Origin of the sequence: Paenibacillus sp. FSL P4-0338 (assembly GCF_038002365.1) — a bacterium.
In the GTDB taxonomy this organism is placed as follows: Bacteria; Bacillota; Bacilli; order Paenibacillales; family Paenibacillaceae; genus Paenibacillus_AQ.
This window is the reverse complement of sequence record NZ_JBBOCG010000001.1, coordinates 594233-609893: the sequence shown is the minus strand read 5'-3', so window position 1 is coordinate 609893 and position 15661 is coordinate 594233. Positions and strand designations below refer to the sequence as shown.

12 protein-coding genes are annotated in these 15661 nt (G+C 52.7%); 2 read left to right on the top strand and 10 right to left on the bottom strand.

The features are described 5' to 3' along the window. Window position 1: 1 nt before the first annotated feature. The 8 genes from MKZ07_RS02585 to MKZ07_RS02550 all read right to left on the bottom strand — a co-directional run bounded on the left by MKZ07_RS02585 (window position 2) and on the right by MKZ07_RS02550 (window position 10566). Window positions 2–880 carry a carbohydrate ABC transporter permease gene (locus MKZ07_RS02585; protein WP_341027873.1) on the bottom strand — a complete coding sequence of 293 codons (879 nt, stop codon included), beginning with the start codon at window positions 878–880 and terminating at the stop codon, window positions 2–4. 56 nt (window positions 881–936) lie between these two features. Further along, entirely contained in the window at window positions 937–1836 is a 900-nt protein-coding gene (locus tag MKZ07_RS02580; protein ID WP_341024330.1) for an ABC transporter permease, read from the bottom strand. Between the two features lie 75 nt (window positions 1837–1911). Next, window positions 1912–3639, bottom strand: a complete 1728-nt coding sequence (locus tag MKZ07_RS02575; RefSeq protein ID WP_036693475.1) for an extracellular solute-binding protein — start codon at window positions 3637–3639, stop codon at window positions 1912–1914. 149 nt (window positions 3640–3788) lie between these two features. Then, window positions 3789–4553 carry a response regulator transcription factor gene (locus tag MKZ07_RS02570; protein ID WP_051493319.1) on the bottom strand — a complete coding sequence of 255 codons (765 nt, stop codon included), beginning with the start codon at window positions 4551–4553 and terminating at the stop codon, window positions 3789–3791. A gap of 83 nt (window positions 4554–4636) precedes the next feature. Next, on the bottom strand, window positions 4637–6196 hold the full coding sequence (locus MKZ07_RS02565; protein ID WP_235218377.1) for an extracellular solute-binding protein: 1560 nt from the start codon (window positions 6194–6196) through the stop codon (window positions 4637–4639). An 18-nt stretch (window positions 6197–6214) separates the two neighbouring features. Continuing rightward, the gene (locus MKZ07_RS02560) at window positions 6215–8656 is read right to left on the bottom strand and encodes a glycoside hydrolase family 2 TIM barrel-domain containing protein (protein ID WP_341024325.1); all 2442 of its coding nucleotides are present in this window, start codon (window positions 8654–8656) and stop codon (window positions 6215–6217) included. Window positions 8657–8692: 36 nt separating this feature from the next. Then, the gene (locus MKZ07_RS02555) at window positions 8693–9574 is read right to left on the bottom strand and encodes a carbohydrate ABC transporter permease (protein ID WP_341024323.1); all 882 of its coding nucleotides are present in this window, start codon (window positions 9572–9574) and stop codon (window positions 8693–8695) included. Between the two features lie 17 nt (window positions 9575–9591). Then, complete coding sequence (locus MKZ07_RS02550) at window positions 9592–10566, bottom strand: ABC transporter permease (RefSeq protein ID WP_341027871.1); 975 nt, start codon at window positions 10564–10566, stop codon at window positions 9592–9594. Window positions 10567–10796: 230 nt separating this feature from the next. Between MKZ07_RS02550 and MKZ07_RS02545 the strand changes: the two genes are divergently transcribed. Together MKZ07_RS02545 and MKZ07_RS02540 are read left to right on the top strand one after the other, a co-directional pair. After that, on the top strand, window positions 10797–11621 hold the full coding sequence (locus MKZ07_RS02545) for a helix-turn-helix transcriptional regulator (RefSeq protein WP_036693481.1): 825 nt from the start codon (window positions 10797–10799) through the stop codon (window positions 11619–11621). A gap of 13 nt (window positions 11622–11634) precedes the next feature. After that, complete coding sequence (locus MKZ07_RS02540) at window positions 11635–12414, top strand: helix-turn-helix transcriptional regulator (RefSeq protein ID WP_036693483.1); 780 nt, start codon at window positions 11635–11637, stop codon at window positions 12412–12414. A 62-nt stretch (window positions 12415–12476) separates the two neighbouring features. Here MKZ07_RS02540 and MKZ07_RS02535 read toward each other — a convergent pair whose 3' ends face one another. Then, a complete protein-coding gene (locus MKZ07_RS02535; protein ID WP_036693484.1) occupies window positions 12477–14009 on the bottom strand; it encodes a carboxylesterase/lipase family protein in 1533 nt (510 codons plus the stop codon). 95 nt (window positions 14010–14104) lie between these two features. Then, window positions 14105–15610 carry a WG repeat-containing protein gene (locus MKZ07_RS02530; protein WP_341024317.1) on the bottom strand — a complete coding sequence of 502 codons (1506 nt, stop codon included), beginning with the start codon at window positions 15608–15610 and terminating at the stop codon, window positions 14105–14107. Window positions 15611–15661: the final 51 nt, after the last annotated feature.

The following is a 15661-nucleotide window of genomic DNA, read 5'->3' as shown; positions in this document are numbered from 1 at the left end:
GTTAACCTTTGACACTGCCGAGTACAATTCCCTTCACGAAATATTTCTGCAGGAACGGATAAGCCAGAATAATCGGCAGGGAGCCGAGGAAGATCTGGGAGGACTTCAGCGTCCGGTCTGAGATCAGCGCCAGATCAAGCATGGCATCACGCGACATATTCGACAGGTTCTGCTGGATTACAATCGTCTGAATATAGCTTTGCAGCGGATAGTTGGCCGGATTCCCCATGAGCAGCAGGCCGTCGAACCAGCTGTTCCAGTGCTCCACCATCGAGAATAAGGCCAGTGTAGCCAGTGCCGGCTTTGAGATCGGCACGAAGATGGACCAGACTGTCCGGAAATGGCCGGCCCCGTCAATCAGCGCCGCCTCTTCCAGCTCCTTCGGAATCTCCCGGAAGAAGTTAAGCAGCAGCACTACGCTGAACACAGGAACTGCGCCGGGCAGTACCAGTGCCCAGATGGAATCCAGCAGGCCATACTCCTTGAGCGTGGTATACCAGGGAATCAGCCCGCCATTGAACAGCATCGTGACGAAGAAGGCCCAGGCATAGACGCTGCGGAACCGCAGAGCATGCGATTCCTTGGATAGCGGGTAAGCGACAAGGATCGTTAACAGAAGATTCAGCGGCGTGCCGATGCCGATCCGCGTCAGGGAGACAAGCATCGACTGCCAGAATTCAGTCCGGCTCATCGTATACATATACGAGGCGAACGTGAAGTCTACCGGCCAGAGTCTGACATACCCTGCGGAAGCCGAGGCGCTTGAGCTGAAGGACACCGCTATAATATGAATGAGCGGCAGGATACAGAGCAGTGAGACCAGAATCAGAATGGTTGCGTTCAATACCGCAATCCCGTCAAAGCGTTTTTTGGGGCGAATGGGAGTCCATTCCTCCGGTTTGGGCGTTAGCTGTTGCTCCAAGGGTACTCCCTCCTCTAGAAGATCCGGTATTTGGCAAAACGGTAAGCCAGGAAATACGAACTGGAAATCAAGGTGAGCGATATGATTGCTTTAAAGAAGCCGACGGCAGTCGCTACGCCGTATTGGGCATCCAATAGACCGATCCGGTAGACGAAGGTATCCAGGATATCCCCGCTCTCATAGACCTGCGGACTGTACAGATTGAAGACCTGATCGAAGCCCGCATTCAGCAGTTGACCCAGACTGAGTACCGATAGCAGGACAATGACCATACGTATGCCCGGAATGGTAATATGCCAGGTCTTGTGCCAGCGGTTGGCGCCGTCAATGGTAGCTGCTTCATATAACCCGGGATCAATGCCCGTTATAGCCGCCAGATATACAATCGTGCCGTAGCCAAAGTTCTTCCATACATCCGAGGCAATCAGCGTGAAGGGGAACCAGTCGTTGTCGCCGAGGAAGAAGATCTTGGAGACGCCGAACCATCCGAGGAATTCATTCACAATCCCGCCCGATGGAGACAGAATATCAATCAAGATGCCGCCAAGCACGACCCAGGACAAGAAATACGGCAGATAAATCGCTGTCTGCACGGACCGTTTAATCACATTACTGGCCAGCTCGTTCAGCAGAATCGAGAACACCAGCGGAATAATCAGGCCCAGAATCAGCTTGAGACTCGAAATAAACAGCGTATTCCACAGCACCTGTGTGAAGCTTGGCAGGTTCATCACATATTCGAAGTTATCCAGGCCCACCCACTTCTGATCCCCGAACAAGCCCTTGGCAGGGATGAATTTCTGGAACGCGATCATGACACCGGCCATGGGGACGTAAGAGAACAGAATGATCATCACCAGTCCCGGCAAAAGCATCAAATGAAGCGGCAGTTCTTTTCGCAGTTTTGCTCTCATCGTTATCCTCCACATCTGCAGGGCAAGAATGGAATGGAGGAAGAAAAGGTTGTTTTCTTCCTCCAGAGCAGCGCCTTATTTCTTAGTCGCTGCGTACCAATCGTTGACCTCTTGCGTAATTTGATCGCCGCCCAGCTTCTTCCAGTCCTTCACGAACTGGTCGAACTTATCGATAGGATCACCCAGAATGATTTTGACAAACATTTCATTCTGCTGCTTCTCAAGCGTTGTCTTGCGCTCAACCATGGTCGGAGTCGGAGCGCCGACGAACTTCTCCTGCAGGAACTGGTCATTCTTGATATATTGGTCGGCTATGCCCATGGAACCCTGCTCTCCATAGATCCGCTCCCAGCCCCATAGGGAGAAGCCTTCTGTTGAACCTGAAGCATAGGACTCAAGCTTCTCCTGGATTGTCTTGGCTTCACCTTTCAGGGTGGAGAAATCACCGGCCTTGCGGGCAGCATCAATCTCCCGGAACGCGTCTACGTTCTTCGTTACCGGATACGGTGTAACCGGAGACAACTGCCAGACACTCTCTGCTTCCGGCGGTGCATAGTACTTATCGAATTCGGCCGTCTCGCCCCAGTTCTTCTCCACATGCAGATTGAACAATTTAATGACCGCTTCCGGGTGTGCGGCACCCTTCTTGACCGCGAAGAAGCGGGTCGTGCTGAACTTCAGAGGTACCTTCGGCGTGTCTCCCGATTCCGAGACAATCGGGAAGGCCTGCCACTGGGCTTTGGGATCGTTGTCACGGTTGAGCTGCAGCGGCCAGATGGAATTCCATTGCTCGCCATACTCCATCCCGATCTTGCCGGCTGAGATCAGCTCGGACACCTTGCCCCCGTCCTTCACGCCGAACTCCTGATCCAGCTGCCCCTTCTTGGCCATATCCTGCAGCACCTGAAGCGCTTTCTTCACTTCCGGCTGAATGCTGCCGTAGACCAGCTTGCCGCTGCCGTCATCCACCCAGATGTTCGGGTACGCATTGTATCCGGCCATGAAGCCTTCCAGTCCCATGGCTCCGCCCCACAGATCCTTGGTGATACCGAGGCCGTAGGTATCCTTCTTCCCGTTCCCGTCGGGGTCCTTATCGACGAACGCTTCGGAGATCGCCAGGACATCCGCCATCGTCTTCGGCGGCTGCATACCAAGCTTCTCCAGCCAGTCGGTCCGAATCCAGATATACATCGACCGTTCAATAGAGGATTCCAGGCTCGGAATAGCCATCAGCTTGCCGCCATAGGTCGCGGCATCGAACACACTCGTTCCTTCTCCCGACAGCACCTTCTTGGTGAACGGGGAAGCATACTTTTCATATAACGCCGTCATATCCTCAAGCTGGTCCGAATCGGCCAATTGCTTAAGCTGGGTGGCGTTGACCGGCGTTACATCCGGCAGATCCCCGGAGGCCAGGGTGACATTGATTTTCTGCAAGTATTGATCCGAGGTCTGGCTGCCCTTCACAATCCAGTTATATTTGATCTTGATGCCGAGCTGATCCTCATACAACTTGGTCCAGCGGTTGTTATCAATCGTCTCGTCCTTCAATACGCCAAGCACGTTATTCTCTACCACATCGCTAAGATCTCTGACGAACGACAACTCAATCGGAGGATCGTATTTGCCGAGCGGACTCTCATCTACAGCTGCACTTGGCTTCGGATCATTACCGGCCGGCGTTTCCTTCCCGCCGTTACCGGATTCCAGCTTACCCGAGCATGCGGATAACAGCAGTGCAGACAACAACAGGATGGAAGTACTCTTCAGTAAGCTCTGACCTTTTCTTGTACCTGTGTTCATAGTCAACCCCCAGTTCAATTATTGTGTTCTTTATTTTGGTTACGCTTTCATTATGGAGGAGACGCCTGTTTATTGACAACGCTCACATTTTTACTTCACTTATCCGCTATTGACATAATCCCGGATGCAGCGGTTTAACTGCGCTTATCTTACAGCTCCAGCCCTCCAGCTCCGGTTGCTTCTTCACTACTCGCCGGATACTCCGGTTTGCTCTCATCACGGTAAGCGCCCGGCGTCATTCCTGTATACTTCTTGAAGACTTTAGTGAAATAATGCTTATCCTCGAACCCGACCTTCTTGCCGATGGCGTTCGCGGATAACCGGCCATGGGACCTGAGCAGCCTCTGAGCCTCCTTGATCCGAAATCCGTTCAGATAATTGACAAACGTATCGCCGGTCACTCTTTTAAACAGACTGCTGATATATTTCGGATGAAGATTCATCAATTCCGCCAGATGGTTGAGCGACAGATCGTTCATATAATGGGTTTTGGTATAGGCCAGAATGCGCTTCGCATGGTTCGAATACTCCGGATCGGCTTCAGAGGGAAGCACCTGTTCAATCCGCTCCAGCAGAGCGGCAATCTCATCCTTACCCAGCGGCTTCAGCAGATAATCCACCACCCCCGTGCGGAGCGCTCTGCGGACATATTCAAATTCATCGTAGCCCGTCAGAATAATGAAACGGTCGCAGAGTCCGCTCTCCCTGGCCGCCTCGATGAGCTCGAAGCCATTTTTCTCCGGCATATGAAGATCTGTAATGGTCACATCCGGCATACAGTCTATCATGAGCTCCAAGGCCTCAAACGCATTGTCCGCCCTGAAAACCTCCGTCCCGAGCGGCGCCGCCTCCCCGATAATCTTCACCAGCCCGTTCAGAATCAGCGGTTCATCATCTACAATCAGTACTCTCATGTTTGCCATTCCTCCTGTTGTAACGAGTATCGTCTGACGAAAAATAAGGTAGAGGCTCATCGCCTCTACCGGTTGTCCCTGATTTACTTAAATAGCTCCTTTTTCTTCTGATACGTATCGTTGGCCCAGTCTACCAGTTGCTGCAAGCCCAGACTCTCGGCCGTTTTCACCAGATTCTCGTAATTGGCTACTGCCTCCGCTTCAGAGCCTGCCAGATAGATCTTGACCTTCTCATTCTTAATCATCTCGTCGATTTTGGTCTTGAGCGTCTTCTCCGCAGAATCCGGCTGCGTCTGAATCAGGCCGAGCGCCGGCTTGTAGGTTGTAATCGCCTTTGTCTCCATCAGCGCCTGTGTCTTCTGCTTGCCCGGCACATATCCTCGCATGCCCTCCATGACACCGTCATTGTACAGCACCCACCAGCCGATGCCGTTCGCATTCATGAAGTCCTGATCAGACGAATCATACTTCAGATCCGGGTGTCCCTCTTCATTCCACGTCCAATGCTCGCCCTCTACCCCGAACATCGTCAGCTTCTTCCCTTCGTCGCTGGCCAGATATTGCAGAAGCTTGATCGAGGCCTCCGGGTTCTTATTCTTCTTGGTGATGAAGGTGCCGGCGAAGCCCAGTCCTGTGCTTACCTTCTTGGCTTCTTTGGTCAATGCGCTCGGCAGCATTTTGAAGGTAAACGTACCGTTGTTTTTCTTAACCGCGCTGTTGTCCGTATCCGCAGTGCCTACGGTGTGGCCATGGGCGAACGCTTTGCCGCTTGTCGCATATTGCTCGTCGATCTGATCATTGGCAAACGCAAAGTTCTCAGCCAGAATGTAGCCACCCCGGTACAAGCTGTTCATGAATTTGAAGAACTCCAGCATTTGCGGCTGTCTGATGAAATAATCCACTTTCCCATCTTGTTCAACCCAGTTGTCAAACAGGGCCTCGGCACCGAATTGCTGGAGAAAATACTGCTCGATCCAGTTCTTGTCCAGCACCAGCGGCACCATGTCAGGATACTTCTCCTTGACCATACCGAGCACCTTCACGAAGTCATCCAGTGTCTTGATTGGGGGATTCCCCAGCTCCTTCAGGATGTCTTCACGCACCGCAATCCCCGGATTGCCGTCCCCGCCGAGCGCAAATTTATTCTTGGACATCTCTTCCTGGGTGGCGAAGGCATTGCGGACCGTATAGAAGTTGCCGTCATCCATCGTATTGATGGCAATTCGGGTGGCATCCAGCTTGAAGTCCGGCGCATACTTCTCGATCAGCTCATTCCACGAATACGACAGCTTGGCATCGGACATCCGGCCTACGTTGCTGGAGGTGAGCACCAGATCCGGCAGATCGCCTGAAGCAATCATCAGCGGGAGCTGCTTGTCGTCTGTAGCTACGGTTACATTCAGCTTAACGCCCGTCTTCTCGGTGATTTTCTCCGCAATCGGCCCTTTCCAGTCCTTGGTTGCCCACCAGGGAAAATCAATGAACAAGGATAATTCCTTTACAGCTCCAGCTCCGGGTGTTGCGGCCACTCCCTCCTGCTTGGTACCGCTGTTGTTGCCTCCGCCGCAGGCGGACAATAGTCCCAGCGTCAAGGTAACTGCCATGGTTGCCGCAAGCGTCTTGCGGCTTGTTGTCTTTGTCAATGTAATCCCTCCATAGTATTAGTTCACAGGAATATCCAGGCTAACCGGCTCCAGCCCGTCAACGCTGACTGTCAGCGTGGAGATTCCCGGCTCAACCCCTGCACGGACAACGGCCAGCAGTCTGCCTTTGAAGGAAGTGAACCAGCCGGTAGTATAATTCTCGGTCGTCTGGGGTCTGCCGGTACCGAAGCCAGCCAGAGACGCTGCGCCTTCTACCCGGGCAACCGCCGGCAGCGAGGCTTCCGGCACGCAATGGCCTGCGGCGTCGATAATCTCAACAACCGCGTAACAGAGCGACTGCCCATCTGCAGCAAGCTCCTTCTTCTCTGCAATAATCCGGATTCCCGCCGGCTCTCCGGCCGAGTGGAGCACATCGCTTGAAACTTTGCCGTCCTTGGTATAACTCACTGCCTCCAAGGTACCCGGCATATAGGTAAGAACAAATCGCGCCTTGAAGCGGTTAACCTTGCCTGCGGGTTGCCTGCCCAAGCTTACACCGTTCAGAATGAGCTCGACTTCCTCAGCTGCCGAGTAGACTTCGACAGTAACAGGTTCGCCTTCATACCCGATCCAGCTCCAGGCATGCTCGCATTCCGTCCAGCCCCATCCGCTAATCAGCTCGGTTTTGCCGTAGTTTTCAGGACGGTGTGAAGCAATGAAGGTTTCGTCAGAACCCCAGACAATCCGCCGGTAAGCAAGCTGGGGGCGCGCGAAGCCGCACAGATCGAAATCCGCATCATAGGACAGACGCCAAGGGTAGGGGGACTCATGTAAGGTTTTACGCCGTTCGTCCGCCTCCTCCGGTTCCGCGTATAACGTCTTGCCAAGGCCTGCTTCCCCGATGTAATCGAAGCTGGTCCAGTTGAAATCGCCGATAATATAAGGATGGCGTTCTACACCTTCCCAATATTGATCCATATCTCTGGCTATGCTCTCGGTCGAGCAGATCACCCGGTCAGGATATTTATGGGCAGCGGCATCGAATTGATGAATCAGATAGTTATAGCCCACAATATCGAGCGGAGCGCAGAAGGCTTCCGTATAGCCATCCCACACCTGCTTGCCGAACTCCGTGTCGAAGTTGACGAACCCTGCCGACTCCTTGGGCGGATTCTTGAGATCATCATAGAACCGCTGCTGATCCTCATCCTCCAGCCCGCTGAAGAATGTGCATACCGCGTTGGTAACCGGACGGGTCGGGTCCAGTTCCCTGACCCATGCCGTGAGCCGGGCAGCCCACTCATATCCGCCGGACAATCCTCCGCGCTCATTAACTTCATTGCCTGTTGACCACATGATGATGCTGGGATGATTGCGGTCACGCCGGATAAATGCTTCAATGTCAGACTTCCAGTTGCGCTCAAAATACAAACTGTAATCATGCGGATTTTTGTCCATCGTCCACATATCGAAGGCTTCATTCATCACAAGCAGGCCCAGCCGGTCGCAGGCATCCAGCATATCCCTTGACGGGGGATTGTGGGCGCAGCGGATGGCATTGTATCCGTTATCCTTGTGCAGCTTCATTTTGCGGTACTCGCTGTCTCCGTAGGAAGCGGCGCCAAGAATCCCGTGATCATGGTGCACACAGCCGCCTTTCAGTTTGACCGTGCGCCCGTTCAGCATCAGACCGTTCTTCACATCAACGCTGAGCGTGCGTATGCCGAATAGCGTACTATCGCTGTCATAGTGTCTATCGCTTCCATTCAAAGATGCGGTAATGCGGTATAGAGACGGGGAATCAATATCCCAACATTCGGCATGGTCAACCGCGACTGTCACCCGGCCCACGGCTTTCCCGGCCGCAGGTACATAGACTTGCACCCTTCCGCTTCCCGCCTCAGCTCCTCCGGCTTCCTTCTCCAGTTTGAGGTCTACCCACACACTGGCGGGGGTATCCGCATGATTCGCTACCGTTGTCTCCACAATAATGAACGCTGTGCCGCCCACGATATGCGAGGTGCGGGCATAGATTCCCCATGGTACGATATGCAGCTTCGGACTGGTTAACAGATCGACATGGCGGTATAGGCCTGACCCCGTGTACCAGCGGGAGTTGGGCTGTGCGGCATTATTCACCGTCACCGCGAGCCGGTTCGGCTTACCGGGCCTCATATAAGGTGTGAGGTCAGCATGGAATGGCGTATATCCGTAATGATGCTGGGCTACGGTATGCCCGTTGAGTACCACAGTGGTGTTCATATACGCGCCGTCGAATTCGACCAGCACTCTTTTTCCCTCAGCCTCGGCCGGGATATCCAGCATCTTGGTGTAAGTACCGATCCCGCCGCCGTAATATCCGGTTGCTCTCCCGCCGGGAGCCTCCGCCCACGTATCCGTTTCAATCGTAAAGTCATGCGGCAGATGAACGATCCTCGTCTGCCCGTTTTCCTTGCTTTGAATGTGAAACGGCTTCCCGTGTTCAAACTCCCAATTCCGGTCCAGATTCTCTCTAAGCAATGTTTATCTCTCCCTGTTTTGTTTTCAGCATCCTGATTAACCTTTGACAGAACCTAACATAATCCCGTGTACAAAATACTTCTGCAGGAACGGATACACGCAGATGATCGGCAAGATGGAGACGACCATCGAGGTGACCTGCAAGGAAAAGCTGGTAACTCCGCCGCCAGGCCGGTTGGCTACAGCCACCGAATCCATCGGGGCATTGCTCTGGTTGATGATCTCCATCATGCGGAACGTAAGCGTCCTCAGATTCTCGGATTGGACGAAATACGCGGAGTCCAGCCAGGAATTCCACTGGCCCACCCCCATGAACAGCGCCATTGTGGCAAGCAGCGGCATCGAGACCGGCAGGATGATGCGGAAGTAAATCACGAATTCGCCGGCGCCGTCCATGTGAGCGGATTCCTTCAATTCACCGGGAATCTCCCGGAAGAACGAGATGGCGATGAGCAAGAAAAACGTATTCAGCATAGAAGGAACAATATACACGCCAAACGAATTCAGCAGCCCCAATGAACGCAGCACCACGTAATACGGAATCAGGCCGCCGGAGAAGTACATCGCGAAGATAATCAAGGTGAAATAAAATTTACTGAACAGCAGATCCCGGTGAGACAGCGCGTAGGCTACGAGACTGGTGAGCAGAAGACCGAGCGCGGTGCCGGAGACCGTGCGGGCCACAGTAACCAGGAACGCCTTCATCCATTTGGGGTCCTCCAGAAAAACCCTGTAGTTCTCAAAGGTTACACTCCGGGGCCATAAATATATCCCACCCAATAATGTGTCAGATCCCTTGTTAAACGAAGCAATCAGCACATAATAAAAGGGATATAGCATGGTCAGGGCAATAATGGAAAGAAGCAAATAAACGATGCTGTCCATGACCAGATCTTTTTGTTTTTGACTCTTGAGCACAGTTAACGCTCCTTTCTCTAGAATAGACTTGAGCCAGAGACGCGCTTCGCAATGAAGTTACTGGAGAAGATTAGAATGACCGAGATAACAGACTGGATTAAATCAATCGCACTTGCATAAGAGAACCGGCCGTCGCTTAACCCCACCTTGAACGCATAAGTCTGCACGATTTCCGAGGTCGGATTATTAATACTGTTCCCCAGCAGATACGCCTGCTCAAAGTTAGAGCCGACCAAGCCGCCTCCAAGAATGCTGCCGATGGTCAGAACCAGCACGACGACGATGGTCCCCTTCATTCCCGGAAGTGTGATATGGCGGATGCGGGCCAGCCTGCCAGCCCCGTCAATCTCAGCAGCTTCGTAAAGTGAAGGATTGATGCCTGTAATCGCGGCCAGAAAAATAATCGTCCACCAGCCCATCTCTTTCCACACGGCACTCCCTACAGCGAGGCCCCAGAAATAATTCGGACTCGTCAGAATATTAAGCGGCTGGTCGATGAACCCGGCTTGCAGCAGCGCTTTGTTCACAAGCCCCATATCTGCGGACAGGAACGCATAGGAGACTCCGACCACTACTACCCATGAGATAAAATGAGGCAAATAGCTGATCGTCTGCACGAACCGCTTGAACGGCATGCTTTTCACTTCGTTGAGCAGAATGGCCAGCACGATAGGAGCAGGAAAGGCAAAGATCACCTTTAGGAAGCTGAGCACAAGTGTATTCCTGACGATCTTACCGAACTGATAATCATGGACAAATTCATCGAAATACCGGAACCCTACCCAATCACTTGTAAAAATCCCCTTGATCCCGTCGGAAATGCTGTAGTCCTTAAACGCCATCAGAATACCGAACATTGGAGTGTAGGAAAAAATCACCAGAAAAATCATGCCGAGCCCGACAAATAAATGGAGCACTCTTTGTTTTTTAAACCGCTTCCATATCTGGCCCCGGTGAGCCTCTGCGCCGGTTAAGTTTGTTTCGAGTTGCATCATTCGTTCCTCCTTTACCTGTAGTTTATCTCCCTGAGGATGGCAGCGTAAGCTGACATTTTCTAGAAAGCGTTGTCACTTTTATATATCGGGCACCGTTTTCTGAAACAAAAATATATTATTGTTTTCATTATAATGATCAATAATCCTTGACGAAATAATAATATTATACTATTAATGAAACTATATTAAGATTTTGTCTGGTAAAAGAAGGGTGGGGTGGCGGCTGCATGAAAACTTATTATTTACCCAATTTTACGGAATTCCGTTTTTTCTGCTTTCCGCATTCTATCGGAAATTTCATCCGGCCGGACGATCATAATGTGAACCGGCCGAATGGGGTCAGAGATTTCAGTTTGCATTATATCGCCAGTGGAAGCGGGGATATTGAAATCGGGGATAGAACCTTCACATTAGGCGCTGGAGATGCCTTTCTCCATTTCCCGAACGACCGTATGCGATATTATTGCTCAGAGTCAGACCCGTGGAATATTTTCTGGATTCAGTTTAACGGCAATGCACTCCCGGCTTACTTTCTGGATAACCGGTATACCAGTTCTTCGATCTGGACGCTGAAGAACGCTTCCCTCCTGCATTCGGCATTTGAAGATTTATTTCATGAGGTTGAACATTATAATTTCCTCCGCCCCTCCCGGATCTCAACCTTAACCTATAGCGTAATCATTGAATTTGTGAGCAATTCGCTTCCATTCTCATCCTACCGCAGCACCAATCATCTGGATAAAATAACGGCTCTGTTGCCCAAAATGCAACAAAAAGCCCACCTTCCATTTGAGCTGGAATGGTGGGCGGGTCAAGCAGGGCTGACACCGAATTATTTCTGCAGCCTGTTTAAAAAGGCAACGAAAATGACCCCTGTCACTTATATCACCAAATGCCGGATTCAAAAAAGCAAGCAATTATTGCTGGCCCATCCCTCTATGTCCATCAAAGAGGTTGCCATTCTCTCCGGGTATCCGGGCATCAGCTACTTCAACAAGAAATTCATGGAATCCGAAGGAATTACGCCAGGTGAATTCCGCGAGATTCATTAGGAGGAGTACGGAAATGGCCCTTATTCACTATGTCGAGTGCAATACGATACACGCCTCTAACTTCGTTGTAGATGTTCCCGCTGGTGCGCACTGGCTCCTGGTCATTACCAAGACTCCGGCGCTATTCTGGGTGCATGGCGGACTCCAGCAATACCCTGCCCACAGCGTAGTTCTCTACCAGCCGCAGCAGAAAGTGTATTATCAGGCATGCGCCAGCCAGTTCATTAATGACTGGATCCGCTTTGAATCCAATGAGCCTTATGTTACGGAATCTCCGCTTCCCCTAGGTATCCCCTTTGCGCTTAGCGACCCTGACTATTGCCAAAAACTGCTTGAACTTCTCGCCAGCGAGCACCATATGGGCGGGGACTGCAAAGCCTCCTCCATCGATCTGCTCCTGCGCGCGCTGTTCAACAAGCTGTGGGAATCCTATTTCCAGGACAATATTACCCCGCAATACTATAAGCTGCTGAAGCTGCGCACGCTCATTCAGACGAACCCCGGAGAGTACTGGACCGTGGCCAGAATGGCCGGTGTGCTTGAGATCAGTCCAGGCTATCTCCAGAGTATCTACAAAAAAAACTTCGGACTCTCCTGCATGGAGGATGTCATTAACAGCCGCGTCCGCATGGCCAAGGAATACCTCGTCCACAGCGCCGAGAGCATCGCCGATATCGCCGCACGGTGCGGCTATCCGAATGTGGAGCATTTCTGCCGGCAATTCAAGCAGGTGACCGGGTGTACGCCGCGAAATTACCAGAGACAGGCCAGGGCCGGGGCTTCGCCGCCGTGAATCCAGAGCTTATCGGGCTTCCGGCCGCTGCCCGTTAGCAGCCAGCTTGAATCACGTCCATCTCAGACCGGGCTGCCAGCCTTCTTGAAATACTGCTGCACCAGAAAATTCATGATAGCGCCTGGTTGTTCTCTAGAGAACTCCGCCTTGTCTGCGAACAGCATCCCGTAAGGTGCTTCCGGGGTGTACGGCTCCCAGCGCGGCAATTCTTCGCCTGTAGAATCCTGGCCGTTCGGGTCACCGGTACGGATGAAGTGTGCGGTATAATTGCACATCTGGCGGGCCAGATCATAATGCTTGCCGACAAACGGCCGCCAGCACTTGGCCAGCGTCTCGAAGAAGAACCACAGATCTACCGAGTGGAAGGTGCCCGGGTTATCCCATCCCGGAATCTCCGCATCGAAGTTATAGTAATAGAGCGGCGTTTCGCCTCCGGTATCCGCGTTCGCCTGCGCGGCAATACGAATTGCGTGTTCGATCCCGCTTACCGCTGCCCGCTCCGCCGCTTCCTGAACGGCATCCGGCCGTGCGCCGCTAAGCTTCAGGAAGGTCTCCGCATCTTCCCCGAACATGTCTGCCGCAAGCTGCTTGAGCTCCTCGTAGGACTGCACATTCGGAGTGCTGAAGAATTCGGAGGAGGTATGGCCGAGCATAACCGGCACCTTCAGGCGTCTATTCTGCACGAACAGATCGAACGGATTCCCCACTTGGAACTTCTGGTCGGCAACAGTCCCCCAGAAGCCGCCAAGTGCTACTGCCTTGTCCCGCAGATAGACTGCATCCAGCTTCCGCGCTTCTGCCAGTGAGGATACACCTAAGTATTTGAAGAACTCAATTCCGTCCTGCTCCCCGTCCTGCAGCGTTCCCCGGAGCGGCGGCAGCAGGGTACCCGGATACAGGTCCGTGAAGATACCGCTTTCAACAATCGCACGCTGAAACAATCCTTCGTTCTGCGGAGAGGTAAGCTGGCTCATGACACTGCCGCCGCCTGCTGACTGTCCGCCGATGGTAATGTTGTCCGGGTCGCCGCCAAAGGCTGCAATATTGCGCTTCACCCAGCGGGTTGCCGCCTGTTGGTCAAGGTTGCCGAAGTTAGCGGGCGCCTCCGGCGATTCCGCCGTAATCTCAGGATGGCAGAGGAAGCCGAAGATATTCAGCCGGTAGTTAATCGTCACCACCACAATCCCTCTGCGGGCAATCCGTTCGCCGTCAAATTCCATCTCTGCCGGATGGCCTACCTGCAGCCCGCCGCCGAAATACCATACATAGACGGGGAGCTTCTCGTCCGCCTGCTTGGCCGGGGTCCATACGTTCAGGTACAGGCAATCCTCGCTCATCGCAATATCAGGCTCCACTGCCCATTCACGGGTATAGATATTGTTATCATCCAATTCCTGTCTGACCTGCATGGAGACCGGTGCGAACTCGTGGGCCTGCAGCACGCCTTCCCAGTCTTCGGCAGGCTGCGGTGCCCGCCAGCGGTTCTCGCCTACAGGCGGAGCTGCGAACGGTATTCCCTTGAAGCTCGTAATCCGGGGATCGGCTGCGGGCAAGCCTTTGACCGTACCATTCTCCACATTGACCAATCTAAGCATATTACCGTCTCCTTCACATGCACATAATTGCTTACCCCCAAATTCTAATAGACCCCCTGCCCCAAAACAATGATCTATGCGGGATCATAATTGATCTATTCTAACATGCCGGTGCTCCACACCACTTTACCAGCTTTATTGATCAGATGAGCTTCGTAGACATCATTATAATCAATGAACCCTTTGCCCGCCCCAGCTTTAAAATTCCACATATATGAGTACATGGGTTTTACAATCACCTGTCCTGCGACAGTCTTGAAGCCATATCCGCCCGTATCATTATACGAGACAATACCATCACCGAATCCTGCAAGCTGGCCGGTTCCCGGAACGGTGATGATCTTCCCCTTGGTATCGACAAGACGATGCGTATAATCATGCTCGCCCCTCAGCGTAAGCAGAATGTGCCCGTCCCGGAACTGTCCGAGAAAAGTACTGCCGCTGCTATACTGGGGCTTCACAATCCACTTGCCTGCGGTATCAATGAGACCGCTTTTACCGTTCAAAGTTGCGGTAGCAATTCCCTCCGAGAACGGGGTTGCCGACTCATAGATGGGCTTGCTCACCCACTTGCCTGCGGTGTCAATGAAGCCTGTCCGGAGGATTCTTTTGCCGCCTGCCGTGGTTCGTACGGTTACAGCCGCCAGTCCATCCGAGAAGGACTCACTGTTCTGCAGCCCGGGGATCGGCGGGATCACCATCTGGCCGTTGTGGTTAATATAATAGGTTTTGCCTGCTCTAGTCACCTTCGCCAGCCCGTCCGAGAAATCCTCCGCCCGATTGTAGATCCCCGGAATAATAACCTTACCCGCACGGTTCATGTATCCCATTCGTACAGTGACTCCACCGTTCTCAGTGTTGACCAGATCCTTGAACCAGGCCAGTCCTTCACTGAACAGTCCAAGCTGATAGTGCGGAGCATCAATGGCAAGCTCCCCTGCACGGTTCATGTATCCGGCTGTATAACCGGATTTCTTCACTGGAAGCAGGTCATCATAACCGAAGTCCAGCGGGGAAGTATATAGCGTCTGCAACTTCTCCTGCCCCTGGTTGTTCACGAATACGGTCTGGCCCTTATCCTTGAAGCTGAACCAATACTGGCGTTCCAGTTGCTCCTTCGCATCCCCAGATACGGGACGAAGCTGAATGAAGTTAGTGCCGGGAACGGTAGAGTGGCCTTGGCCGCCCATCGCTCCAGCTAATGCCAGATCAATAAACCATGCTCCGTTAAAATTGCGCGGAATCTGTGCCATGAGCTGTATTTTGGCACCGCCTTCATATTCGAGCAAGGCCGTCTTGGTGCCCAGCCGGATGATTGTTCTAAGCCCCTCTTGAGGAGTCAGCACAATCTCCTTGTTGTTCACCGACACGAACGTATAACCAAACCGCTCCGCGATGGAACGAAGAGGCACCATGACCGCCCCATCCACCTCTACCGGCCCCTCCGGCAAAAATAAATGCTCACCCTGGTCAAAGATCTCCCAGCGGTCGGCATGGGCCGTGGCCCCGCCAAGTCCGAAACAAGCAGCCAGTGCGATCAGGCCTGCGGCCAGAACCGCCGTGAGCGGGTGCTTTTGAAGAAAATAATGATGTAATTGCATAAGGAATGTCCTCCTGTTGAGTATTGCAGAATGGTTAGAACTGGAAGCTAC